General features: G+C 67.0%; 24 protein-coding genes. 10 read left to right on the forward strand and 14 right to left on the reverse strand.

All coding sequences use genetic code 11. From position 1 onward, the window contains the following. The first annotated feature begins 50 nt into the window (after positions 1-50). Positions 51-650, forward strand: a complete 600-nt coding sequence (locus J2X45_RS02635; protein ID WP_310210950.1) for a helix-turn-helix domain-containing protein — start codon at positions 51-53, stop codon at positions 648-650. Positions 651-657: 7 nt separating this feature from the next. Here the strand turns inward: J2X45_RS02635 and J2X45_RS02640 are convergent, their stop codons facing one another. The 5 genes from J2X45_RS02640 to rpsF form a co-directional block, all read right to left on the reverse strand. Then, on the reverse strand, positions 658-2,181 hold the full coding sequence (locus J2X45_RS02640; RefSeq protein ID WP_310210953.1) for a replicative DNA helicase: 1,524 nt from the start codon (positions 2,179-2,181) through the stop codon (positions 658-660). Positions 2,182-2,388: 207 nt separating this feature from the next. Next, positions 2,389-4,818 carry a TonB-dependent receptor gene (locus tag J2X45_RS02645; protein WP_310210955.1) on the reverse strand — a complete coding sequence of 810 codons (2,430 nt, stop codon included), beginning with the start codon at positions 4,816-4,818 and terminating at the stop codon, positions 2,389-2,391. A 204-nt stretch (positions 4,819-5,022) separates the two neighbouring features. Continuing rightward, complete coding sequence (rplI, locus tag J2X45_RS02650; protein WP_310210958.1) at positions 5,023-5,604, reverse strand: 50S ribosomal protein L9; 582 nt, start codon at positions 5,602-5,604, stop codon at positions 5,023-5,025. 13 nt (positions 5,605-5,617) lie between these two features. Beyond that, a complete protein-coding gene (gene rpsR, locus J2X45_RS02655) occupies positions 5,618-5,896 on the reverse strand; it encodes a 30S ribosomal protein S18 (protein WP_004615089.1) in 279 nt (92 codons plus the stop codon). A gap of 14 nt (positions 5,897-5,910) precedes the next feature. Beyond that, positions 5,911-6,291 (reverse strand): 30S ribosomal protein S6, encoded by a 381-nt coding sequence (gene rpsF / locus J2X45_RS02660; RefSeq protein WP_010919541.1) that lies wholly within the window; start codon positions 6,289-6,291, stop codon positions 5,911-5,913. A gap of 268 nt (positions 6,292-6,559) precedes the next feature. Here rpsF and J2X45_RS02665 point away from each other — a divergent pair, with 268 nt between their 5' ends. Next, positions 6,560-7,219: a hypothetical protein gene (locus tag J2X45_RS02665; protein WP_310210962.1), complete on the forward strand. Its 660-nt coding sequence runs from the start codon at positions 6,560-6,562 to the stop codon at positions 7,217-7,219. Here the strand turns inward: J2X45_RS02665 and J2X45_RS02670 are convergent. The 3 genes from J2X45_RS02670 to J2X45_RS02680 form a co-directional block, all read right to left on the reverse strand. Next, complete coding sequence (locus J2X45_RS02670; RefSeq protein ID WP_310210965.1) at positions 7,194-8,003, reverse strand: sterol desaturase family protein; 810 nt, start codon at positions 8,001-8,003, stop codon at positions 7,194-7,196. The two genes, J2X45_RS02665 and J2X45_RS02670, sit on opposite strands and share 26 nt — an antisense overlap. A gap of 72 nt (positions 8,004-8,075) precedes the next feature. After that, a complete protein-coding gene (locus J2X45_RS02675; RefSeq protein WP_310210969.1) occupies positions 8,076-9,188 on the reverse strand; it encodes an AraC family transcriptional regulator in 1,113 nt (370 codons plus the stop codon). A 68-nt stretch (positions 9,189-9,256) separates the two neighbouring features. Then, on the reverse strand, positions 9,257-9,799 hold the full coding sequence (locus J2X45_RS02680) for a peroxiredoxin (protein ID WP_310210972.1): 543 nt from the start codon (positions 9,797-9,799) through the stop codon (positions 9,257-9,259). 169 nt (positions 9,800-9,968) lie between these two features. Here J2X45_RS02680 and fabD point away from each other — a divergent pair, with 169 nt between their 5' ends. The 8 genes from fabD (at position 9,969) to gmk (ending at position 17,085) form a co-directional block, all read left to right on the forward strand. Next, on the forward strand, positions 9,969-10,913 hold the full coding sequence (fabD, locus tag J2X45_RS02685) for an ACP S-malonyltransferase (protein ID WP_310210976.1): 945 nt from the start codon (positions 9,969-9,971) through the stop codon (positions 10,911-10,913). A gap of 18 nt (positions 10,914-10,931) precedes the next feature. Then, a complete protein-coding gene (fabG, locus tag J2X45_RS02690; RefSeq protein WP_310210979.1) occupies positions 10,932-11,672 on the forward strand; it encodes a 3-oxoacyl-[acyl-carrier-protein] reductase in 741 nt (246 codons plus the stop codon). Between the two features lie 20 nt (positions 11,673-11,692). After that, positions 11,693-12,622, forward strand: coding sequence for a class I SAM-dependent methyltransferase (locus J2X45_RS02695; protein ID WP_310210982.1), 930 nt, complete (start codon positions 11,693-11,695; stop codon positions 12,620-12,622). Between the two features lie 163 nt (positions 12,623-12,785). Beyond that, a complete protein-coding gene (locus J2X45_RS02700; protein WP_004615098.1) occupies positions 12,786-13,022 on the forward strand; it encodes an acyl carrier protein in 237 nt (78 codons plus the stop codon). Between the two features lie 166 nt (positions 13,023-13,188). Continuing rightward, positions 13,189-14,469 carry a beta-ketoacyl-ACP synthase II gene (fabF, locus tag J2X45_RS02705; protein WP_310210985.1) on the forward strand — a complete coding sequence of 427 codons (1,281 nt, stop codon included), beginning with the start codon at positions 13,189-13,191 and terminating at the stop codon, positions 14,467-14,469. Then, positions 14,466-15,566, forward strand: a complete 1,101-nt coding sequence (gene mltG, locus J2X45_RS02710; RefSeq protein WP_310210989.1) for an endolytic transglycosylase MltG — start codon at positions 14,466-14,468, stop codon at positions 15,564-15,566. Before fabF ends, mltG begins: the two co-directional genes overlap by 4 nt. Positions 15,567-15,569: 3 nt before the next feature. Then, positions 15,570-16,451 (forward strand): YicC/YloC family endoribonuclease, encoded by an 882-nt coding sequence (locus J2X45_RS02715; protein ID WP_310210992.1) that lies wholly within the window; start codon positions 15,570-15,572, stop codon positions 16,449-16,451. Continuing rightward, positions 16,444-17,085, forward strand: coding sequence for a guanylate kinase (gene gmk / locus J2X45_RS02720; RefSeq protein ID WP_310210996.1), 642 nt, complete (start codon positions 16,444-16,446; stop codon positions 17,083-17,085). The genes J2X45_RS02715 and gmk overlap by 8 nt, the downstream gene beginning before the upstream one ends. Positions 17,086-17,125: 40 nt before the next feature. Here gmk and J2X45_RS02725 read toward each other — a convergent pair whose 3' ends face one another. From J2X45_RS02725 to J2X45_RS02750, 6 genes are all read right to left on the reverse strand, one after another. Next, entirely contained in the window at positions 17,126-17,383 is a 258-nt protein-coding gene (locus tag J2X45_RS02725) for a GlsB/YeaQ/YmgE family stress response membrane protein (RefSeq protein ID WP_310210999.1), read from the reverse strand. Positions 17,384-17,665: 282 nt separating this feature from the next. After that, positions 17,666-19,318: an HWE histidine kinase domain-containing protein gene (locus tag J2X45_RS02730; RefSeq protein ID WP_310211002.1), complete on the reverse strand. Its 1,653-nt coding sequence runs from the start codon at positions 19,316-19,318 to the stop codon at positions 17,666-17,668. A 97-nt stretch (positions 19,319-19,415) separates the two neighbouring features. Continuing rightward, positions 19,416-19,535 carry a hypothetical protein gene (locus tag J2X45_RS02735; protein WP_310211005.1) on the reverse strand — a complete coding sequence of 40 codons (120 nt, stop codon included), beginning with the start codon at positions 19,533-19,535 and terminating at the stop codon, positions 19,416-19,418. Positions 19,536-19,598: 63 nt separating this feature from the next. Continuing rightward, positions 19,599-20,429, reverse strand: coding sequence for a 16S rRNA (adenine(1518)-N(6)/adenine(1519)-N(6))-dimethyltransferase RsmA (gene rsmA, locus J2X45_RS02740; protein ID WP_310211008.1), 831 nt, complete (start codon positions 20,427-20,429; stop codon positions 19,599-19,601). A 42-nt stretch (positions 20,430-20,471) separates the two neighbouring features. Continuing rightward, a complete protein-coding gene (gene pdxA / locus J2X45_RS02745; RefSeq protein ID WP_310211010.1) occupies positions 20,472-21,473 on the reverse strand; it encodes a 4-hydroxythreonine-4-phosphate dehydrogenase PdxA in 1,002 nt (333 codons plus the stop codon). Continuing rightward, complete coding sequence (locus J2X45_RS02750; RefSeq protein ID WP_310211013.1) at positions 21,470-22,819, reverse strand: peptidylprolyl isomerase; 1,350 nt, start codon at positions 22,817-22,819, stop codon at positions 21,470-21,472. Before J2X45_RS02750 ends, pdxA begins: the two co-directional genes overlap by 4 nt. Positions 22,820-22,941 lie beyond the last annotated feature (122 nt).

Genomic DNA, 22,941 nt, shown 5'->3' on the forward strand with positions numbered 1-22,941 from the left:
GGCCCGGCTTACTCGACTTCGCGCGAGGCGGGCCGCTGAGCGGAGGGGGCATGAAGCCTGTTGAAAAGGTTCGGAAATCGCCTCGGCAGAGCCGAGCCCAAGAGTCCGTCGATTGTATTCTTGAGGCTGCGGCTCGGATTTTGGAGGCCGAGGGGGAGGCCGGATTCACCACCAACGCCGTTGCGCAGTGCGCCGGCGTCAGCATCGGAACGCTCTACCGCTATTTCCCGGACAAGCGCGCTGTTCTGGTGGCGTTGGCCGAACGCGAGACCGAGACCCATCGCCAAGCGGTGATCGCGGCGGCGGTTGGGGAAAACCCCGCTGCGCGCGACCGGGCGCTGATCCGGGCCTTTGTCGGGGCCTTCGCGCGACGGGATAAGGCGCGCCGGATCGCGATGAAGGCCATGCTGGCCGAGGCCGATCACGCAGAACTCGCATCGCGTTTCGCCGACGCGGAGGTGGGGATCACCGACGCGCGAGGACGGCCGCTGACACGCGTCCAGGCCTTCGTTCTGGCGCGGGCGGTCCAAGGCGCGCTGCGGGCGGCGGTGCTGGAGGGCGCTGATTTTCTGCAGAGCCGCGAGTTCGAGGACGAACTCGTCCGCCTTGGCCGCAGCTATCTGGGGTTCGGGGTCGCCACGGCGCGATAGGCCGATCCTATTCGTCGGACGGGATGTTCCGCGCCTGGGCGAAGTAGTGGTCGCGCGCCAGGTTGCCAAAGCGGGTGGTGTCGCTGTTGAACGACAGTCGCACGGTGCCGATGGGGCCGTGACGTTGCTTGGCGATGATCACTTCGGCCAGGCCCTGAAGCCGGTCCATCTCTTCCTGCCAGGTCAGGTGCTCGGGCGTGCCTTCGCGCGGTTCGGCGCGGCCCACATAGTAGGCCTCGCGATATACGAACCAGACCATGTCGGCGTCCTGTTCGATCGAACCGGATTCGCGAAGGTCGGAGAGTTGGGGGCGCTTGTCGTCACGCTGTTCGACCTGACGTGACAGCTGCGACAGGGCGATGACCGGAACACTGAGCTCCTTGGCCAGCGCCTTGAGGCCCATGGTGATCTGCGAGACTTCCTGCACCCGGTTGGCGTTGGCGCCGAGGTCGGAGCCGGTGACCAGCTGCAGGTAGTCGACCACGATGAGATCAAGGCCCACCTGACGCTTCAGGCGGCGGGCCCGGGCGGTCAGCTTGGCGATCGAGATGCCACCGGTGGCGTCGATATAGAGCGGGGCGTTCTGCAGTTCCATGGCCGCGTCGCGCACGCGCCCGAACTCGCTGGCGTCGATTTCGCCCTTGCGCAGGCGGTCGCCCGACACGCCCGAGGCGTCGGCCAGCATACGCAGGGCCAGCTGCTCGGCGCTCATTTCCAGCGAGTAGAAGGCCACCACGCCGCCCTGGACGGTCTTCTTCGTGCCGTCGGGCTGGATCTCGTAGGCGTACTTCTTGGCGATGTTGAAGGCGATGTTGGTCGCCAGGGCCGTCTTACCCATCGACGGGCGGCCGGCCAGGATGATCAAGTCCGACGGGTGCAGGCCGCCGATCTTCTGGTCGAGGTCCATCAGGTCGGTCGAAACGCCCGACATGCCGCCGTCGCGGCTGTAGGCTTCGGCGGTCATCTCGACTGCGCCGCGCAGGGCGTCGCCGAACGAGACGAAACCGGAGGACGCCGCGCCGCTCTCGGCCAGGCTGTAGAGGCTCTGTTCGGCGGCCTCGATCTGGTCGCGGGCGTTGCGCTTCTCGTCGTTGCCGCCCTGGGCCGCGGTGGCGATGTCGCCGCCGATGCGGATCAGTTCGCGGCGCAGCGACAGGTCGAAGATCACACGCGCGTAGTCGCCGACATTGGCCGCCGGCGGGGCGCGGTCGACGAGGTCGGCCAGATAGCGCAAGCCGCCCAGCTCTTCGAACGCGGGATCCTTCTTGAACTCGTCGGCCAGCAGGATCGGCTCGGCCAGCTGGCCCTTGCGGACGTGAGTCTCGATCGCCTGGAACAGGCGCTGGTGGAAGGGTTCGTAGAAGCAGCGGGCCTGCAGGTTGTCGCTCAGGCGCTCATAGGCGGCGTTATCGTAGAGCAGGATGCCCAGCAGCGCCTGTTCGGCCTCCATGTTGTGCGGCGCCACGTTGATCGTGGGCTCGGGAAGGCCGGGGAGAACAAGGTCGAGCGCAGGAACGAGAGACATCGGCATAAGTTAACGCGACGCGCCTTGAGACGCGCGGGCCAGTTGCATGGCGTCCCAAGATGAACGGGGATGTTCTGTGTATGTTTTGATGCGTCCGGAGCGCAAGGGCGCGCGCCCGTAGGGGCGTCCGCTTCTGACGTCAGGCGCAAAGGAAAGGGCGCGAAGATCGCTCTTCGCGCCCCCCTTTAGTCAGGTCGAAAGACCCAAGGACGCCTACCAGCTGACGCTGATGCGGCCGTAGAAGAAGCGACCGTTGAAGCCGAACGGCGAGAAGCCGGTGAAGGCCGTGGCGTTCGTCGTATTCACGTTCGCCGGCGTGCGGTTCGGATACTCGTCGAACAGGTTGTTGGCGCCGATCGCCAGATTGAGCCGCTCGTTGATCGCATAGCGGCCTTCCAGGTCGACGACCGCCTTGGCGCCCGTCCGCACGTCGAACGCGCCCGTGGGATCGTTGTTCGGCGACAGGACCGAGCCATAGAAGGTGGTCTTTAGGGTCGCGCCCCAGGCCTCGCGGCTCCAGTCGCCGGCCAGGGTGATCTTCCGCTTGGGCGTGCCTTCCTCGAAGGTCAGCACGTTGGCGCGGGCGAACAGGGACGGCGGCACGGGCAGCGACGAGATGGTGTTGGTCGTCGGCAGCTTGGTGACGTCGGTCTTGTTGAAGTTGGCGGCCGCCGTCAAATCGAAGCGGCCGGCCTGATCATCGTCGATCCGGTAGCGCGCCACCACGTCGACGCCCTTGGTCTCGGTGTCGACGCCATTCAGGAAGAACCGCGCTGCTGTCACGTTGAACGGAGCCAGAAGGTTGTAGATCGCCACGGCGGTGGCCGAACCGGTGGCCGAGCCCTGGATGTTCTCCGAGAGCACGATGCGGTTGTCGATCTTGATCTGGTAGGCGTCGACGGTCAGCTCGAACGGACCGCGGTGGAAGACGACGCCGGCCGACAGGTTGTCTGACTTCTCGGCTTCCAGCGGCTTGGCGCCCAGGACCTTCGCCACCGCGCTGGTGGCCGGGAAGGTGCCGACTTCCACCGGCGTGGAGACGCCGTTGACGATGATGAAGTTCGTCGAGGTGGTCGTGAAGAACTGCTGCTGCAGCGCCGGGGCGCGGAAGCCGGTCGAGGCCGCGCCACGGATGGCGAAACCGTCGGACAGTTCATAGCGCGCGGCCACCTTGCCGGTCGTCGTCGAGCCGAAGTCCGAATAGTCCTCGTAGCGGATCGCGGCCGAGGCGGTGAAGCGCTCGGTCAGGCGGGACTCGAGGTCCAGATAGAGTCCGATGTTGTCGCGGTCCCGCGACAGCACGTTCGAGGGCTGGAAGCCGGGGAAGCCCTGCGCGCCTGCGGCGGCCGTGGTGATCGGGCCGCGATTGTAGGATGTCGGCTCGCCCGCGCGGATCGAATAGCCCTCCCAGCGCGCCTCAGCGCCGAAGGCGATGTTCAGCGGCTCGTAGGCGCCGATGTCGACGCCGCGCGACACGTCCAGCCCGACCACGGTCTGGTCGTAGGTCATGCCGCCGGACTTGAAGCTGGTCTGGCTGGCCGCGCCGTAGGAGGCGTTGGCCGAGCTTTCTGTGCGGTAGTCGATCTTGTTCTTGCCGTAGACGACATTGAGGTCGACCTTGAAGCCCGCCAGATCGCCCTTCAGGCCGAAAGCGGCCGTCGAGTCCTCGATGTCAGTGGCGATGATCGGCAGATAGCCGTTCGGATAGATCGAGGCGACCGGCGTCTGGCGGGCGTCGCCGACGATGCGCGGGAACGCGGCGCTGCCGCCCTCGCGCGTCTGATAGCCCGCCCAGCCATAGGCTTCCCAGCCCGAACCCACCGGCAGGCCAGCGTTCAAATAGACGGTCTTGTCCTTCACCTCGGCGTCGCCGTAGCGCGAGGTCACGCGGGCGGGCGTGACGCGGACGTCGATGTCGCCACGGCTGGTGGGATTGCGATCGCGATACTCGGCCGAGACGGTCAGGAAGCCGTCGGCGCCCAGCGGCAAGCCCTGCCAGGCCTGGACGGTCACGGTCTCACCGTCGCGTTCACGCCGTCCGTCGGTGTTGCGGGCGGTTTGGACCAGCGTGTTGTAGCCGCCGTAAGTGATCGTCGCGCCGCCGCCCGAGCGGGCTTCGCGCAGGCGCAGGTTGATGACGCCGGCGATGGCGTCCGAGCCGTACTGCGCCGAGGCGCCGTCGCGCAGGACTTCAACGCGGTCCAGGGCGATGGTCGGGATGGCGTTCAAGTCGACGGCGGCCGAGCCGCGGCCGATCGAGCCGTTCACATTGACCAGGGCCGAAGAGTGCCGACGCGCGCCGTTGACGAGCACCAGCGTCTGGTCCGGGGCAAGGCCGCGCAGGGTGGCCGGACGAATGTGGTCGGTGCCGTCCGTGATGGCCGGACGCGGGAAGTTGATCGAGGGCGCCAGGGTCGACAGCGACTGCGCCAGTTCGGTGGTGCCGGTGCGGGTCAGCGCCTTTTCGCTGACGACGTCGACGGGAGCCACAGTGTCGAGTCGCGAACGACCCGCCGTACGGGTGCCGGTGACGACAAGTTCTTCGACAGACGTCTGGTCGGCGTCCTTAGCGGTTTGGGCGTTGGCCATGGTCGCGACACTGGCCAGCGAGGCCGCGGCGAGTAGCAAGGTCTTGTAGCGCATCGATTACCCCTCTCGTGATCAGGCGCGTCACGGCATGGCCGTCCGCGCTGGCGAGGTCTCATCGCCCCGCATCGAGAAGATGGGTCGTTCATAAAATCGACACAAGGCGCCCAAGCCTGAAGCATTCTCATATCGGGCGCAGAAAAAAACGGCGCGGATTGCTCCGCGCCGTTCTCAATTCGGAAGATCCGAACCCCGGAGGGATCAGCCTTCGTAGTCGCCTTCTTGCGAACCGGCGCCGCCTTCCAGGAGGTCCTGGGCGGCTTCGGCTTCGGCGGCGCGTTCTTCTTCGAACTGCGAGGCGATGACGTTTTCGCCGCGCGCTTGGCGCTCGGCTTCGTCTTGGCTGCGCGCGATGTTGAGGGTGACCGTGATGGTCACTTCAGCGTGCAGCTTCACCTTCACTTCGTGAACGCCGAGCGTCTTGATCGGCTTGTCCAGGACGACCATCGAGCGGTCGACCTTGCCGCCTTCGGCGCGGATGGCGTCAGCCACGTCGCGACCGGCGACCGAACCGTACAGCTGGCCGCTTTCGCCGGCTTGACGGATCAGGACGTATTGCGTGCCGTCCAGCGCTTCGCCGTTCTTGGCGGCCGCTTCGCGGTTCTTGACGTTGCGGGCTTCGATCTCAGCGCGCTGAGCTTCGAAGTGGGCCAGGTTCGCCTTCGTGGCGCGCAGGGCCTTGCCGCGGGGCAGCAGGTAGTTCCGGGCGAAGCCGTCCTTGACGGTGACTTCGTCGCCGAGGACGCCGGTGCCTTCAACGCGTTCGAGCAGAATGACTTTCATCGTGGCGTCTCCCTTACTTCACGACGTAGGGGAGCAGAGCCAGGAAGCGGGCGCGCTTGATGGCCTTGGCCAGTTCGCGTTGCTTCTTGGCCGACACCGCGGTGATGCGCGACGGAACGATCTTGCCGCGTTCCGAGACGTAACGCTGCAGCAGCTTCACGTCCTTGTAGTCGATCTTCGGCGCGTTAGCGCCCGAGAACGGGCAAACCTTGCGGCGACGGAAAAACGGGCGGCGGGCGCCGCCGGCGGCGGCGGCCGGAGCGCCGGCTTCAGGAGCAGTCGTATCGGTCATGATCTATCTCTCCCTTACGCCTGAGCCTGAGCGCCGAAGTCTTCGCGCGGACGTTCCGGGCGATCGCCGCGGTCACGACGGGCGAGAACCGGCGACAGTTCCAGGTCCAGCTCTTCGACGCGGATCGTCATGAAGCGCAGAACGTCTTCATTGATCAGCAGCTGGCGCTCCATTTCCTTAACGGCCGGCGCCGGGGCGTCGATCGCGAGCAGGGAATAGTGACCCTTGCGGTTCTTCTTGATGCGGTAGGTGAGGTTACGCAGGCCCCAGTACTCGATCTTGGCGATGTGACCGCCATTCTCTTCGATGAGGGCTTTGAGTTGCTCGTTCAGAGCTTCGGCCTGTTGCGGCGAGATGTCCTGCCGCGCGATGACCACGTGTTCGTAGAACGCCATGTTTTCCTTCTTCCGTTGTGGAAGGCGGCGCGGACGACGACGGAAGTCCGTCGACCACGATGGATCCTGCAAGCCGAGCGAGGCGAACCCCGGTCCCCGTTGGGTGCGTGCAAGACCGCCTTCCGTGAGAGCGCGCGCTATTACAGGACGCAGGCCAGAAACGCAAGTCGGCGCTGGGTTTGCTGGCAAAACAGGCGTTCACGCGAACTATCTTACAAATGGCCGCGAAGGCTTCCAAGCTCAAGGCCAAGTATGCTAGCTGGCGTGCATGGGGATTGGTGCTCGTCTTTGGATCGTGCTCGCGGCGGTGTCAGCCGCCGGTGTCGCGCACGCCGAGATCATTCAGAAGCCCGCCATGTCGGTTTCGGCCAAAGACGGCCGCTTCGCAGGCTACTATGCGGCCTTGCCGCTGGATCTCTCCACCGACAAGGAGAAGGTCGCCCTGACGGTCAAGTCGTCGGGCATGCCTGAAAACCCGACCTACGATTTCGACCTGAACCTGACCCAGAAGCCGGACGATGAGCGGGTGGGGCAGCGTTCGCTGGCGCTGGGCGCCTCGTGGAACGAAAGCGAGGCCCGGCTCCGCTCGTCGATGTCGCGGCTTTTCGGCTTCGGCTTGCTGCCCCGCGCCAACTATATCCGCGTATCCATGGACATGGACGCCAGCCAGCCCGTGGCTGCGCCCGGCTTGGCCCCGGTGGCCCGGGCGAACATCCGCTCTTCGCTCACCCTGGACGGCAAGCCGGTCGGCTCGATCGCCATTGGCGGGGGCACCATGGGCGACGAAGGCGTCGATCTCAGCCTCACCCGCCCGTTCGACCTGCCGGCCGAGTTCACCGTCAGCCTGCGCGGCGTCAGCAATGAGCGGGAGGCCTGGCGGCTCCAGGACGCCCGCGCCATGGTCAAACTGGTGAAGGCGAGCTGGTAGCCGCCAGCGCCTTGTCCTTGCGGGCCGTCACAGCCGCGAAGCGTTGCAGATACTCCGGGTGCTCGGTGCCCATCAGCTTGTCCCACCAGGTGAAATAGAGACCGTAGTTCCAGCCCGCCTGGGCGTGGTGCAGGTCGTGGTGGGTCACGGTTGTCAGCCACGGGATCAGCGGCCGCCCGTCCTTGCGGGCGGGGAACAGCTCATAGCCGGAGTGACCGATCGTGTTGCGGACGATCTGGTGCAGCATGAAGAGGCCCAGCACCGGCCACGGTGTCGGGACCAGGATCATCCATAGCGGGACGAACAGCCCGTTGATCGCCGCCTCGCCCAGGTCGAAGCTGTAGGCGGTGAAAGGCGAAGGATTGTTCGATCGGTGGTGACGCCGGTGGAAGGTCCGGAACAGTCGCCGATCGTGGATCAGCCGATGCGTCCAGTAGAACCAGGCGTCATGGGCGATGATGATCAGGGCAAGGCAGGCCCAGAACCAGACAGGGCCCCAGCGCTTGGCGATGTCAGGGCCCGGCAGCAGTCCCGCGCGGAACAGGGCGAAGGTCAAAAGGCCTATCGTCGAGAAGATGGCGATCGAGCGGATCGAGACCGCGAACTCAGTCATCAGCTGGCGCGCGGGCGGGCGGCTGTCGCGAATCTTGCGGCCGGCCAAGGGCGCGGCCAGCACCACCCAAAGCATCAGCCAGACCCCGACCGAGAATATGGCGTAACGGGTGACGTCCACCTGCATGCCGACAAGCCAGTTGCGGGCATAGGGAAGAAGAGTGTCGAGCATGGGCGCTCCGAGGGTTGCTTGGCCCGGACAAGAAAGGTCGACGGCGGGTCTTGCGTCTCCCCGCCCTCGAATTCAGGCGGACTTGCCAGCTTTCGGCGCGCGTTCGCTGATTTCGACCAGCCGAAGATGGGGGAGGGCGGGCGTCGCTTCCTGCCGCCAGGCGGTGGGGGTCACGCCCGTGGCCGCCCGGAAGGCGCGGTTGAAGGGCCCCAGTGAGGCGAAGCCCAGCTCGTAGGCGATGGTCGACACGGACTTGAGGGCCTGTTCGGGATCGGCCAGCGCGATCTTCGCCGCCTCGATCCGCCGGCCGTTGATGTAGTCGGCGAAGTTGCGGTGCCCCAGCGTGCCGTTGATCAGCTTGCGCAGCCGGTGTTCGGGCGCGCCGACCAGGGCGGCCAGGGTTCCGATCGACAGGTCCTCGCCGCGCCAGACCTCGTTGTCGTTCATCGCCTTGTCGAGGCGGGCCAGGACCAGACGGTCGGCGGGGGTGAGGTCGAGGGCTTCGGCGGCCTTCGGGGAGGGCGCTTCGCCCGCCGTCGGCAAGGCCTGGACCAGCACCGGCTCGGCCCGCAGCAGCGCCAGCGCCGATCCGATCCCCAAGGCGGCAAGGCCTAACGCCTGGACCAAGCTCGGCAGGACAGGACCTCGACCGAAACCGAAGTCGCAGAGCGTCTGCACGAACATGTAGCCCGTGGCCGCCGCCGCGATCGGCGCGCGAAGGTGGCGACGACGCTCGACGAGGTCGATCCGCCAACCTCGCCAGGCCATCAGCAGGATGTGGCCGTGAATCGCGACCGAGACTGCGGCGAAGCTCCACCAGACGGCCCCGCGCGCTGGCGAAGGCGGCAGGAACGCGCCGGACGCCCACTGCAGGATCACGAACGCCGGCACGACGAAGCGCCACGCCGGGATCTTCGGCTCGTCTTCGAACAGGACCGAACAGAACAGCCAGAAAACGGCGGCGGTCCAGGCCGACAGCGCCCAGGTCAGAATGCTGAAATGGCGCCCCTCGGCGTAGAAGAAGTGGCTGTCGATCACGTGGGAGATCGCGCAGGCCATCAGCAGGACGCCCAGCCATCGAACCGGGGTCATTTTCCGGCTGGCGGCGAGCGAAACGCCCGTGGCGGCGAAGGCGCCGACGGCGAGGCCGCGCACGGCCAGTTCGATTTGCACGAGATCGGTCATGACCGATCATGACCGCCAGCGCGCGCGAGCTTCAACCCGCGCGGCTGGTCGGAATCCAAAAACGCTCGTTACTTCTTGGCGGCCTTATAGGCCTTCACCGCGCCCATGGTCTGGGTCACGTGGCCCATGAAGTTGCCGTCGGTGTGGCTGAGCAGGATCTTGCCGTTCGGCGCGATCACATAAGAGGTGCGGTTCGACCAGTCGGGCTTTACCGCCAGGGCCACGTCGTAGGCCTTGATCAGCGCCTTGTCGGCGGCGGCGACGGCGAACTTGTCGCGGCAGTGCTCCTTGGAGAAGTCCTTGAGGCGGTCGACATTGCCGGCCGTCATGCCGATCACCGTGGCGCCCAGCTTTTCAAATTCCGGAGTCGCCTCAGCGAACTCGCGCGCCTCGGCGGTGCAGCCGGCGGTGTAGGCGGCCGGGAAGAAGTAAAGCACCACCGGGCCCTTCTTCAGCGCCTTTGCCAGGTTGAAATCGAAGTCCTTGCCGGCCAGGGCGCCCTTGGCGCTGAAGTCCGGGGCCTTGTCGCCGGCCTTCAGGGCGGCCAGGGCGGGAGAGGCGACGGCGACGGCCAAGGCGGCTGCGGCGACGCCGGCGAGAACGGATTTCATGGCGCGACTCCAAAGTCTGTGGGCGCCTCTGGTACGGACGCACCGGCACTTTGGACGTGGTCGCGGTGATTGCAAGCCTTGCTGGCCACACGGCGTCGCACTTGCCCGCCCGCCGGCTTTACCCTAACCCTCCCGGCCTTGAATCTCTTTAGAAACGGAGCGGGCTTCGATGAGCATCGCCTTCATTTTCCCGGGTCAGGGCAGCCAGTCGATCGGCATGGGCGCGGATCTCGCCGAGGCCTTCGCTGCGGCGCGCGAAGTGTTCCAGGAAGTCGATGATGCCCTGGGGCAGAAGCTGTTCGCCCTGATGAAGGAAGGTCCCGAAGGCGACCTCACCCTGACGGAGAACGCTCAGCCCGCCCTGATGGCTGTCAGCCTGGCGGTCACCCGTACGCTGGAAAAGGAATTCGGCGTCGGCATCGACAAGGCCGCCTTCGTCGCCGGTCACTCGCTGGGCGAGTACTCGGCCCTGGCCGCCGCCGGCGCCATCAGCCTGTCCGACACCGCGCGCCTCCTGAAGCTGCGCGGCCAGGCCATGCAGCGCGCCGTGCCGGTGGGTGAGGGCGCGATGGCCTCGCTGATCGGGCCGAAGACGGACCTGGCCCTGGCCGAAGCCGCCGCCGCCGCCGGCTCGGAGGTCGGCGTCTGCGTCGTCGCCAACGACAACAACAACGGCAATGTCGTGATCTCGGGCGCCAAGGCCGCCGTCGACAAGGCCATAGAGAAAGCCAAGGAGCTGGGTGCGCGGGCCATTCCGCTGAACGTCTCGGCGCCGTTCCACTGCCCGCTGATGCAGCCGGCCGCCGACGAGATGGCGACCGCCCTAGCTGCGGCGACCATCGTCGCCCCGCGCGCGCCGCTGGTCGCCAACGTCACCGCATCGCCGATCCACGACCCCGACATGATCCGCAAGCTGCTGGTCGAGCAGGTCACCGGTCGCGTCCGCTGGCGCGAGAGCATGACCTGGATGGCGACCGAAGGCGGCGCCACCCGCTTCGCCGAAGCCGGCGCGGGCAAGGTTCTGTCGGGTATGGCCAAGCGCATCGCTCCGGACGCCGAAGCCGTCCCCCTCAACACGCCGGCGGACCTCGAAGCGTTCGCCAAGTCGCTCTAAGCCCAAGGAAGTCCGATCATGTTTGATCTCACCGGCAAGACCGCGCTCGTCACCGGCGCCACGGGCGGCATCGGCGGCGCCATCGCCCGCGCTCTGCACGCTCAGGGCGCGCATGTCGTCCTCTCGGGCACGCGGGAATCGGCTCTGGCCGAGCTGAAGGCGGAGCTCGGCGAACGCGCTTCGACCGTCGTGGCCAACCTCTCCGACGCCGAACAGGTCGATGGCCTGGTCGCCAAGGCCGAGGAAGCCGCCGGCGCGCCGCTGGACATCGTGATCGCCAACGCCGGCGTCACCCGCGACGGCCTGATCGTCCGCATGAAGGACGAGGACTGGGACACCGTGATCAAGGTGAACCTGGAGGGCTATTTCCGCCTGGCCCGCGCCGCCGCCAAGGGCATGATGAAGCGTCGCGCCGGCCGCATCATCGGCATCACCTCGGTGGTCGGCGTCACCGGCAACCCCGGCCAGACCAACTACGCCGCCTCGAAGGCCGGCATGATCGGCTTCTCCAAGGCTCTGGCACAGGAACTGGCCAGCCGCGGCGTGACCGTCAACTGCGTGGCGCCGGGCTTCATCGCCAGCCCGATGACCGACGCGCTGAACGAGCAGCAAAAGGCCGGCATCCTGTCGACGATCCCTGCCGGCAAGCTGGGCGAGGGCGCCGACATCGCCGCCGCCTGCGTCTATCTCGCCAGCAACGAGGGCGGCTACGTCACGGGTCAGACCTTGCACGTCAACGGCGGCATGGCGATGATCTAGGGACCTTTGTTCCAGCCGCTTTGGCGAAGCTTCGAGGAGGTGTCGTCATGGTGGCTGGACTGTCTTGGTTTGGGCGGCTGGGCGCGTCCCAGGCGGCCGACATGGCGCTCGTCCAGGCGGCGGAACGCGAAGCCGCCGCCCGCGCTGAGGCGGACGCGCTAGCCGCGCGTCTTGAAAAGCTGGAAGCCCAGGTCGCCCTGACCGAACGCTATTTCACCGAGGCGTTCTGGACCGCGCTTGATGCGGCTTATGAGCCGATCCTGAAGCATCGACCGCTGACCTGTATCGTCTGCGGCCACACAGCCACCCGTGACGGTTTCGAGATTCGGGAAGACCGCTGCTACTTCGGCGGCGGGCGCCTGGAGCGCTACGCCTGTCCTGGCTGCGACTGCGTGTTCGGGCCGCAGAAGTATCTGGACCTCGACGAAGCGTTCGTCGGAAAGGACTATCAGGTCCTCTATTCGCGCTATGCGGAGGGCGACTCCACCGCCAACGAACTGCGCGCCTTCCGGTCGCTGAACGCTGATCCCGCCGGACGTTACCTCGACTGGGGCGCCGGCGGCGGATGGAATCGCACCCTGGAGACGCTGAAGGGCGAGGGCTGGAATATCGTCGCCCATGAGCCCAACGCCGCCGCCGCGATCGCCGAGAGCGGCGCGCAGGTCTGGGACGGTGTGACGGGAGGCTTCGACGGCATTTTCTCTAACAACGTCATCGAGCATTTTCGCGACCCCGTCGCCCAGTTCCAGGCCTTCCACGCTTTGTTGAAGCCAGGCGCGAAGATGGCGCACGCTTCGCCGTGCTATGACTACTGCTTCGCCTTCACCCGCTTTCATTCCGTTTTTCTGTTGGGCAGATCGCCGAATATTTTGGCGGAACGGACTGGTTTCAGGGTTGTCGACAGCGAACGGGATGGTGAATACATCAACCACGTGTTTCAACGGATCTGAACTCACAGGCCGTTGAAGCCGCACGCCGCAAGAGCGCTTCGCGGGAGACCGGCGCCGCTGGTCACCCGAAAAAGAACGTGATAGGCGGTGGCCCGACGAGCCGTGGTGATCTCCCTGGGAGGGGGCTGCGGCTTCTGAATTTGATCAAGAGGGACTGAACAGAATGTCCGACATTCTCGAGCGCGTGCGTAAGATCGTCATCGAACACCTGGATGCCGATCCCGAGAAGGTCACCGAGAAGGCTTCCTTCATCGACGACCTGGGCGCCGACAGCCTCGACAACGTTGAGCTGGTGATGGCGTTCGAAGAAGAGTTCGACATCGAAATCCCGGACGACGCCGCCGAGCACATCCAGACGGTCGGCGACGCCGTGAAGTTCATCACGGAAAAGACCGCCTAAGGTCTTCGGGTTCGCCTTGTTTGCGAACCGGAGTATTTCCGCCGCGCCGCACGGGCTCTTGCCATCGTGCGCGCGGCGGTTTTCGTTTGAGGCCAAGATTCGCGGTGGCGCGGAGCGGGGGTCTTTCCCACATCCAGCGTCCCGCATCGAAGGTTGGGAGTGAGCCATGCGTAGAGTTGTCGTCACGGGTATCGGCCTGCTGACCCCGCTCGGCCAGGGTGTCGATATCACCTGGAAGAACATCCTCGCCGGCAAGTCCGGCGCGAACCGCATCACTGCGTTCGATCCCACCGACTATTCGTGCCAGGTCGCCTGTGAGGTTCCCCGCGTTGACGGGCGCGGTGGCGGCGGTCCGGATGTCGAAGGCTCGTTCGATCCTGACCAGACCATGAGCCCGCGCGATCAGAAGCGCGTCGATGACTTCATCCTGTACGGCGTCGCCGCCGCCGACGAGGCGATCAAGGATTCGGGCTGGGTTCCGCAAACCGACGAGGACAAGTGGCGCACGGGCGTCATCCTGGGCTCGGGCATCGGCGGCCTGTCGACCATCGCCGACACGGCGCTGGAGTTGGAGGCCAAGGGCCCCCGCCGCGTCAGCCCGTTCTTCATCTCCTCGGCCCTGATCAACCTGATCTCGGGCCAGGTCTCGATCAAGTACGGGTTCAAGGGCCCGAACCACGCCGTCGTCACCGCCTGCGCCACGGGCGCCCACGCGATCGGCGACGCTGCGCGCCTGATCAAGTACGGCGACGCCGACGTGATGATCGCCGGCGGCGCGGAAGCGGCCGTCTGCAAGGTCGGCATCGCCGGCTTCCAGGCCTGTCGCGCCGTGGCGACGGCCTTCAATGACACGCCGGAAAAGGCTTCGCGTCCCTACGACAAGGATCGCGACGGCTTCGTCATGGGCGAGGGCGCGGGCGTGCTGGTGCTGGAAGAGTACCAACATGCCAAGGCGCGCGGCGCCAAGATCTACGCCGAGGTCGCGGGATACGGCCTGTCGGGCGACGCCTACCACATCACCGCGCCGTCGGAGGATGGCGAAGGCGGCGGCCGGGCGTTGGCGGCGGCTGTTCGGGACGCGGGCCTCAAGCCCTCGGACATCGACTATGTCAACGCCCATGGCACCTCGACCATGGCCGATGGCCTCGAGGCCAAGGCTGTCGAGCGCTTCCTCGGGGACCACGCCAAGAACGTCGTCATGTCCTCGACCAAGTCGATGACTGGCCACCTCCTGGGCGCCGCCGGCGCCATCGAGGCGGCGTTCTCGATCCTGGCGATTCGCGATCAGATCGCGCCGCCGACCATCAATCTCGACAACCCGGACGTGGACGTCGCCATGAACCTGGCGCCGCACAAGGCGGTGCCGATGAAGATCGACGTCGCCGTGTCCAACAGCTTCGGCTTCGGCGGCACCAACGCCTCCGTCGTGTTCAAGAAGGTCTCGTGAGCAAAAAGTCGCCGCCCCGCGCCCGGGCTCCCAAGGGAGCGGGCTCCCGCCGTGAGACGGCCACCGCCGGCCGTCGCATGATGAGGGCCCTGCTCGGGGCCGTCGCCACGCTGGTCGTGGTGGGCATGGTCGCCCTCCTGGGCGCGCTCTGGGTCTATAATGGCCCGGGCCCAGCGGCAAAGGACGGCGATAAGACGAGCGTGGTCCTGCGCAAGGGCGCGAGTTTGCCTGAGATTGCGTCAAGCCTCGAGCGCGGCGGCGTGATCCGATCTGCGTCAATTTTCATGACGGCGGCGAAGGTCACCGGCGCCGCGCGGACGCTGAAAGCCGGCGAGTACGAATTCAACAGCCGGGCCTCGATGGCCCAGGTTTTGGACGCCGTCCGCCGCGGCCGGATTGTCCGCCATTGGATCACCATCCCCGAGGGCCTGACCTCGGACATGGTCATGGATATCCTTAACAAGTCGACGGTTCTGACCGGCAACGCCGCGACGCCGCCCGAGGGCGCCATCCTGCCCGAGACCTACGAGGTCCAGCGCGGCGAGGACCGCGCCGCTGTTCTGCAGCGGATGATGGATGATCGCGATGAGGTCCTGAACGCCCTTTGGGCCGATCGTGCGCCGAACCTGCCTTTCCAGACCAAGGAAGAGGCCGTCACCCTGGCCTCGATCGTCGAGAAGGAGACAGGTCTGGCGGAGGAGCGGCCGCGCGTGGCCGCCGTGTTCGTCAACCGCCTGCGCACCGGCATGCGACTGGGCTCGGACCCGACGATCATCTACGGCATTTCCCGTGGGCGTCCGCTGGGACGCGGGATCTTCCTGTCCGAACTGCGTCGCCTGACGCCCTACAACACCTATCTGATCGACGGCCTGCCGCCGACGCCGATCGCCAATCCCGGCCGCGCGGCCCTGGCGGCGGTGATGAATCCGCCCAAGACCGGCGACCTGTACTTCGTGGCCGACGGCACCGGCGGCCATGTGTTCGCCTCCACGCTGGAGGAGCACAACGCCAATGTCGCCAAGTGGCGTCAGATCGAGCGTGAACGCGCTGGGCAGGCTCCGTCCAAGCCGGCGGCCGCGCCGCTGGCGGGGGGCTGAGGCGTGCCGCTTTCCGGCATGACCGGCTTTGCGCGCGTCGAGGGCGCGCAGGGCGCCTGGTCGTGGGCTGTGGAAGCCCGCAGCGTCAATGGGCGGAACCTCGAGACCCGCTTTCGCGGCCCGCCTGGTTTTGAAAGCCTGGAACGCGCCGCCCGCGACGGCGCTCAGGCTCGCTTCCAGCGCGGCCAGCTGACCGTCAACGTGCAGGCCAAGCGCGCGGAAACGACCGGCGAAACCCAGGTCAACATCCAGACGCTTGAGCGCTACCTGACCGCCGGCGGCCCCTATGTGGCCACAGGCATGGTCGCCAAGCCGACTCTCGATGGCCTGCTGTCGCTGAAGGGGGTGATCGAGGCCCGCGAAGACGTCGACGACGCCGACGCGCGCGCAGCGGTCGAAGCCGCCATGGCGTTTTCCATCGCCCAGGCGTTGGACGCCCTGAAGGCGGCGCGACTGGAGGAAGGCGCGGCCTTGGACCCAGTGCTGGGGGGGCTCGTCACTCGCATCGCGCAACTGACCGCGCAGGCCGAGACCGAGGCCGCCGGTCAGCCTCGCGTGATCAAGGAGCGCTTCGCGCGACGCATGGCGGAGCTCGTGGGCGAGGCGGCCAGCGAGGAGCGCATCGTCCAGGAGGCCGCCGCCCAGGCTGTGAAGGCTGACGTGCGCGAGGAGCTCGACCGTCTCGCCAGCCACGTGGTCGCCGCCCGGGGCTTGCTGTCGGGCGAGGGCGCGTCGGGCCGGCGGCTAGACTTCCTCTCCCAGGAATTCATGCGAGAATCCAATACCCTCTGCTCGAAGTCGGCCCTGACCAGCCTGACCGCGATCGGTCTGGAGCTGAAGGCCGTGATCGAGCAGTTCCGCGAACAGGTTCAGAACGTTGAATAAGTCCCATCATCCGCACCGCGGTCTTCTGCTGATGGTCGTGGCGCCGTCGGGCGTCGGCAAAACTTCGCTGACCCGTCGCCTCGTGTCTGATCACGGCGACCTGCACCTGTCGATCAGCGCCACCACGCGCGAGCCGCGCCCGGGCGAGCACGACGGGCGAGACTATCATTTCGTCTCGCGCGAAAAGTTCCAGGGCATGCTGGCCGAGGACGCCTTCCTGGAATGGGCCGAGGTCTACGGAAACTTCTACGGCAGCCCCAAGGCGCCGATCATGGACGCGCTGAGCCGCGGCGAGAGCGTCCTGTTCGATATCGACTTCCAGGGCGCGATGAAGGTGCACAAGCAGGCCGGCGCCGACAGCGTGCTGGTCTATATCCTGCCGCCGTCGCTCGCCGAGATGAGCCGCCGTCTGCACACGCGCAGCCAGGACAGCGAGGAAGTCATCCACCGTCGCCTGTCGCGCGCCAAGGACGAGGTCGCGGCCTGGGAGCAGTTCGACTACGTCATTCTCAATGACGACTTTGATCGCGCCTACGCCGATCTGGCCCACATCTATCACGCAGAACGCCTGAAGAGGGCCCGTAACCCGTGGATCGGCAATCTGGTCGGGGATCTCTTGAAGGAAGACATCTAAGGCAGGCGGCGGGCCTTAACCCGCCGCCTGCGCCGCCCGCTTAGACCGCGCGACGGCCGAAGATCAGGTGATAGAGCGCCAGGATCACCACGGCGCCGACGGTGGCGACCAGCAGGCTGTACAGGTTGAAGCCCGAGACGCCCGCATTGCCGAACTGATTGAACAGCCAGCCGCCGACGAACGCGCCGACGATACCCAGGACGATATCCAGCAGCACGCCGCTGCCGGTGCGGTTGACGAGCTTGCTGGCGATGAAGCCGGCGATCAGGCCCAGAAGCAGCCAGGCGAGAATAGACATCGTAGGAACTCCGTGAGCGGCCGCCCTGCGCGGCCTTGCCCATTCAAGAGCCCAGCGGCGCCGTTAGTTCCCGCCGCGAAGGCGGTCTTGAACATAAGCGATCAGTTTTTCGGCCGGCGGACGGCCGAGGGCGATGAACAGGCCCGAGCCCAGCGCCGCGCCAATCAGGAATTCCAGGGTCATCGCAACTCACTCCTACGCCCCTAGGAGCTATTGCAGACGCTCCATGGCCAAGCCAAGGCGACATCGGGGCGCTGCGACGATCGGTCTGCCGCTGACGCGTCAGGAGAAGGGGCGGGGCGGGGTCTGGATCGTGAAGACGCAGGTCAGGCCCTCGGGGGCGTAGTCGAACTGCGCCGACCCCGACAGGTCGCCACGCAGGCTGGACGCGATCAGGCGAGAGCCGAAGCCGCTACGGGTGGGCTTCTGGGTCGGCGGACCGCCGCGTTCGCGCCAAGTGAGCGTAAGCCGGGTGCGGCCTTCGCTCGTCCAGGAAACCTCGACCTTGCCCGCCTCGGTCGAGAGCGCGCCGTACTTCGACGCGTTGGTCGCCAACTCGTGGAAAATCATGGCCAGCGCCACCGCCGCGTTCGGCGCCAGCGGCGTTGTTGGGCCGTCGACCGAGATCTGGCTGGCGTAGGGTTGAAGCGCCTCGACGACGAGTTCGCCGAGGTCGGCGCCCTCCCAGCTGCGGCGGGTCAGGAGGTCGTGCGCGCCCGCCAGGGCCAGCAGGCGCTCATTGAACTGCGCCAGGCCTTCTTTGCCGCCTTCCTTAAGGCTGTGCCGCGCCAGCGACTGGACGACGACCAGGGTGTTCTTAACCCGGTGGTTCAGCTCGTTGATCATCAACTGCTGACGTTCGGCGGCCTTATGGGCTTCGTCGTCGCGATGCTGCAGGATCTGCGCCGCCGCGCGCAGGGATCCGCGGACTTCGGCGATCTCTTGCAGGTGCGAGGGCGCCGGGGCCAGGGGCGCTCCGGCGGCCAGCGCTTCAGCCTCGGCGACCAGGCCGCGCACGTCGCGCGAGATCGGACGGGCGAAAGCCAGAGCCGCCATCACGCCGAGCGCGATCATCAGGGCCGAGCCCAGCATCGCTGGCCCCAACGAGCCGAGGATCGTCCGGTTCAGTTCCTCACGCGGGACGCCGACGATGAACGTCCACCCATAGGTCGGCGAGCGGCTGAAGGCGGACAGGGTTTCCACGCCGTCCAGGGTATGGGTGTTGACCACGCCGTCCTGGGCGCGCGCCATCGCCGCGCGCATGTCGGGGCTGGCGTGACGCCCGATCATCTTATCCTGGTCTCGGGACCGGGCCAGCAGGGCGGCGTTGCGGTCGACGATGCTGGCGGTCCAAGTGTCGGGCAGCCCCTGACCCGTCACCAGAGCCTGGAAGACGGCGGGATGCTGCATGTAGCCGAGCACAAAGATCCGGCCCTTTACCAGGACAGGCACATTCACGCCGATGATCGGCGTGTTGTTGGGTCGCGGGATCAGGTTGCTGACGTTCGACTTCCCGGTCGTCATCTCGCGCCAGGTTTCGTCGGTGATCGGCGCATAGGGCGTTCGGGCGCCCGGCGGCATCCGGGTGTTGATCCATTGCCGGTCCTGGCTCATCAAAACCACCCAGCCGTCGCGGCTCTCGACCGCTTCGCGCGCCTGCTTCTCGAACGTGGCGAGGTCGCCCTGCGACAGAGCGGGAGAGACCGCCAGGCCCTGCAGAACGCTCTGACCTTGGCCAATTTGCCGGTCGGTCGCCAAGGACAGCGCGCGTGTCGTGGTCACCAACTGGGTGGCGAAGCGCCGTTGTCCCTCGGTGTATTGCATCGCCACCAGGGCGGTCATCAGCAGGATGGCTGGGGCGGCCAGCGTCAGGGCCATGAACAACAGCCGCCGCGTGACCGTGGAAGGCGCCCTTGTCGCGCTGTTGGTGGTCACGTCCGCCCCGCTCAAAAAACTGCGCGAAGCTGGCGGGCCAGGGGGGCTGCGTCAATAGCAGACCGTCGTTCGCCGGGCTTCGGGCTTCGGCCGGACTTTATCCCGCCGTGACGACGGGCGCCCGCGCCGTCATCGAGGCGGGCCGGTGGCCCTCAACCATCACCGAAAGCGCGGCCAGCGACAGCAGGGTGCAGATCAGGATCAGGCGGACGGCCACGGCGCTCTCCTCGGCTTGCCGCAAGCATCAAGCAGCGCCGTGGATGAACCGGAGCTGAAGGCGCTAGCCCGCAGGCGTGCCCAACGTCGCCCTTGCGAGATCGAGGAACCCTGCAAGGTCGATCACCTCTGCGCGCGCATCCGGACTCACGCCCGCGCGCTCGCAGAGCTCTGCGCCGCCCAGGGCCTTCAGGCTGGAGCGGAGCATCTTGCGCCGCTGGCCGAAAGCGGCGGCGGTCACGCGCTCCAAAGCCGCCACCACGTCGCCCGGCGGCGGCTCGACCTTGGGAACGAGTCGCACGACGGCTGAGGCCACCTTGGGTGGGGGCGTGAAGGCCTTGGCGGGCAGATCCATGACGGTCCTGGCCTCGCAGAGCGTCTGGGCGATGACGGCGAGGCGGCCGTAGGCGTCATCATCCGGCTGGGCGACAATGCGGTCGGCCACTTCCTTCTGGAACATCAGGGTCATCGACAGCGGGCGAAACGGGCCGGTCAGCCAGTTGATCAGCAACTGGGTGCCGACGTTGTAGGGCAGGTTGGAGACGACATGCGCAGGGCCGCCCGCCGCTTGGGCGGCGTCGACCTTCAGGGCGTCGCCTTCGACAAGCTCCAGGCGCCCGTCAGCGACCTCGGCGACCTCGGCCAGGAGGGGCAGGAAGCGGCTGTCCTTTTCGATCGCCACCACGCGCGCGCCAGTTTCCAGCAGGGCGCGGGTCAGGCCGCCAGGGCCCGGACCGACCTCGACGACGGTGTCGTCTTGGCCGATCTGGGCCAGGCGGGCGATCTTGCGGGTCACGTTCAGGTCCAGCAGGAAGTGCTGCCCAAAGCTCTTGCGCGCCATCAGGTCATGACGTTCCAGGGCTTCGCGCAGAGGCGGCAGGTCAGCCAGGCTCATCTCTTGTCTCCCACCTGCTTCTCCGACAGGGAACAGGTGTTTCTACGCGCCGCGACGGGCGGCGATGTCGGCCGCGAGTTTGATGGCGGCGATCAGGCTATCGGGGCGGGCGATCCCGCGTCCAGCGATGTCGAAACCGGTGCCGTGATCAGGCGAGGTTCGCACAATGGGCAGGCCCAGCGTGACGTTCACGCCGCCCCAGAAGTCCAGCATCTTCACCGGGATCAGCGCCTGGTCGTGATACATGCAGAGCACGCCGTCGTAGCGCGCACGCGCCTCGGGATGGAACAGGGTGTCGGCCGGGGAGGGGCCTGACGCGTCGACACCAAGGTCCCGCAGCGCCCGCACCGCAGGTTCGATGACGTCGATTTCCTCACGTCCCAAAGCGCCGCCTTCGCCCGCATGTGGGTTGAGAGCCGCCACCGCCAGTCGCGGCGCGGCGATGGCGAAATCTCGGCGCAGGGCCTGAGCCGTCACGAGGCCCGCGTTGACGATAGCTTCAGTGGTCAGCGCCGAGGGGACTTTTCCAAGCGCGCTATGGATCGTCACCAGGGTGGCGCGCAGGTCGCCGGCCGCCAGCATCATCACGGGCCCGCGCGCGCCGTCCATCGTGGCGGCGGCCGTCAGCTCCGCCAGGAACTCGGTGTGTCCTGGAAACGGGAAGCCAGCCTCGTAGAGAGGGGCTTTGGCGATGGGCGCGGTCACGAGGCCGCTGATCGCTCCGGAGAGCGCCAGACCGACCCCCGTCTCGATCCAGCGGATGATTTGTGGGGCGTGGCTGGGCGAGGGCCGGCCGGATACGACCGCCGAAAGCAAGGGTATGTCGATGACGGGTAGGGCGTCGGCGAACGCCTGAGCGGCCTCTTGCGGCCGGGTGACGGTGCGGACCTTTACGCCGCCTCCGGCTGACGCCAGCAACTGAGCGTCGCCGATGACGACGAAGGCCGGACCCTCATCGCGCAGCGCGCGCCACGCCTTGGCGATGATCTCCGCGCCGACGCCGGCCGGATCGCCGGCGCTGATGGCGAGGGGGCGCGACGTCACCGGGTTTCGATGGTGGCCTGGTTGCGCAGGTCGCGAAGATAGCGCTTGGCGATCAGGGCGAGCTGCTGGCCGCGCAGGCGGTTCTCGATCTGGTCGTGCGTCGGGGCGTTGGCCCCGCCCTGGCGCTTGCCGCAAACGGCGATGAGGTGCAGGCCCGCGTCGGTGCGGATCGGATCCGAGATCTGACCCATCTCCAGCTTGTTGGCCGCTTCCTGGAAGGCCGGAGCAAGGTCGGTGATCTCCGCCTCGCCCAGATCGCCGGCGACCAGACCATCGACCTTGCCGGCGGTGGCTTCCAGCGTCTGGCAGCTGGTGATCTTCGGCTTCAGGTCGGTCAGCAGCTTGGTCGCAGCGTCGATCTGAGCTTGCGTCGCGTCCGCCGCCAGCGGCGCGGCGACCTGCTTGAGATCGACGATCGCGGTCTTCGATCCGGCGCGCTTGTCGCGAAGATAGATGATGTACACGCCATCCCTGACCTGGATGGGACGGGACAGTTGGCCGGGGCGCAGCTGCTCGAGCGCGGCGTCGACCTCGGGCGGCATTTCGCCCTGGCTGACCCAGCCGACCTCGCCCCCGTTGGCTGCGGTCGCCGAGCCCGAGAACTGGCGCGCGACGGCCGCGAACGGGGCGCCCTGTTGCATCTGGCTGATCAGCTGAGTCGCGCCGTTGACGGCGACCTCCATGCCGCCGACCCGGGCTGCGTCGAGGAAAACCTCGCTGATCTGGTACTGCGGCTTGGCCGCTGCGTCGGCGAGGCGGCGCTGATAGGCCTTGATCTGGTCTTCGCCGATGCGAAGGCGCGAGCCGTAGCGGCCCTGGATCCACGACTGCCAGCTGGATTCGGCCCGCAGCTGCGCGCGCCAGGTATCCAGGCCGATCCCTTGGGCCACCAACTGCTGCTTCAGCTGTTCCGGCTGCAGCCGGTTGGACTGAGCGATGTCGCCGATCTGCTCCTCGACTTCCTTGTCGGTGGAGATGATCGTGATCTTCTGCTGCTTCTCGACCCGCTTGAGCTCCTGCATCTGCAGGCGCTCGTCGATCAGGGAGCGCAGGGCCTCCTGCTCGATCTGCGGCAGGTTCTCCTGAGTCGGCTGCATGCCCGATGTCGCCATCAGCAGGCGCATGCGCTGCATCAGGTCGTAGCTCGAGATGATGTCGTCATTGACGACGGCCGCGACGCTTTCCGACAGCGGTTGAGGCGCCGCGGGCGCTTGCACGGCGGGCGGAGCAGCCTCAGGGGCCGTCTGTTGCCGGGCCATGGCGGGCGCGCCGAGGCTCGCCATGGTCAGGGCGAGAATGGACGCGGCGCCGGCCGCGAAAGTCGTCACGCTACGCGCAGACCGCATGGATAGTGTCGTTCCTCTAGCCCAGCCGCCCCTTTCGGAGCGCGGTCGTTTATCACAGTCTCGGCGGCGGCGGTCGCCCAACTGGCGTTCCGTTCGGCCATCGCCCCCGATAGACGCGCTCA

The sequence above is a fragment of the Caulobacter sp. BE264 genome (assembly GCF_031457805.1).
In the GTDB taxonomy this organism is placed as follows: domain Bacteria; phylum Pseudomonadota; class Alphaproteobacteria; order Caulobacterales; family Caulobacteraceae; genus Caulobacter.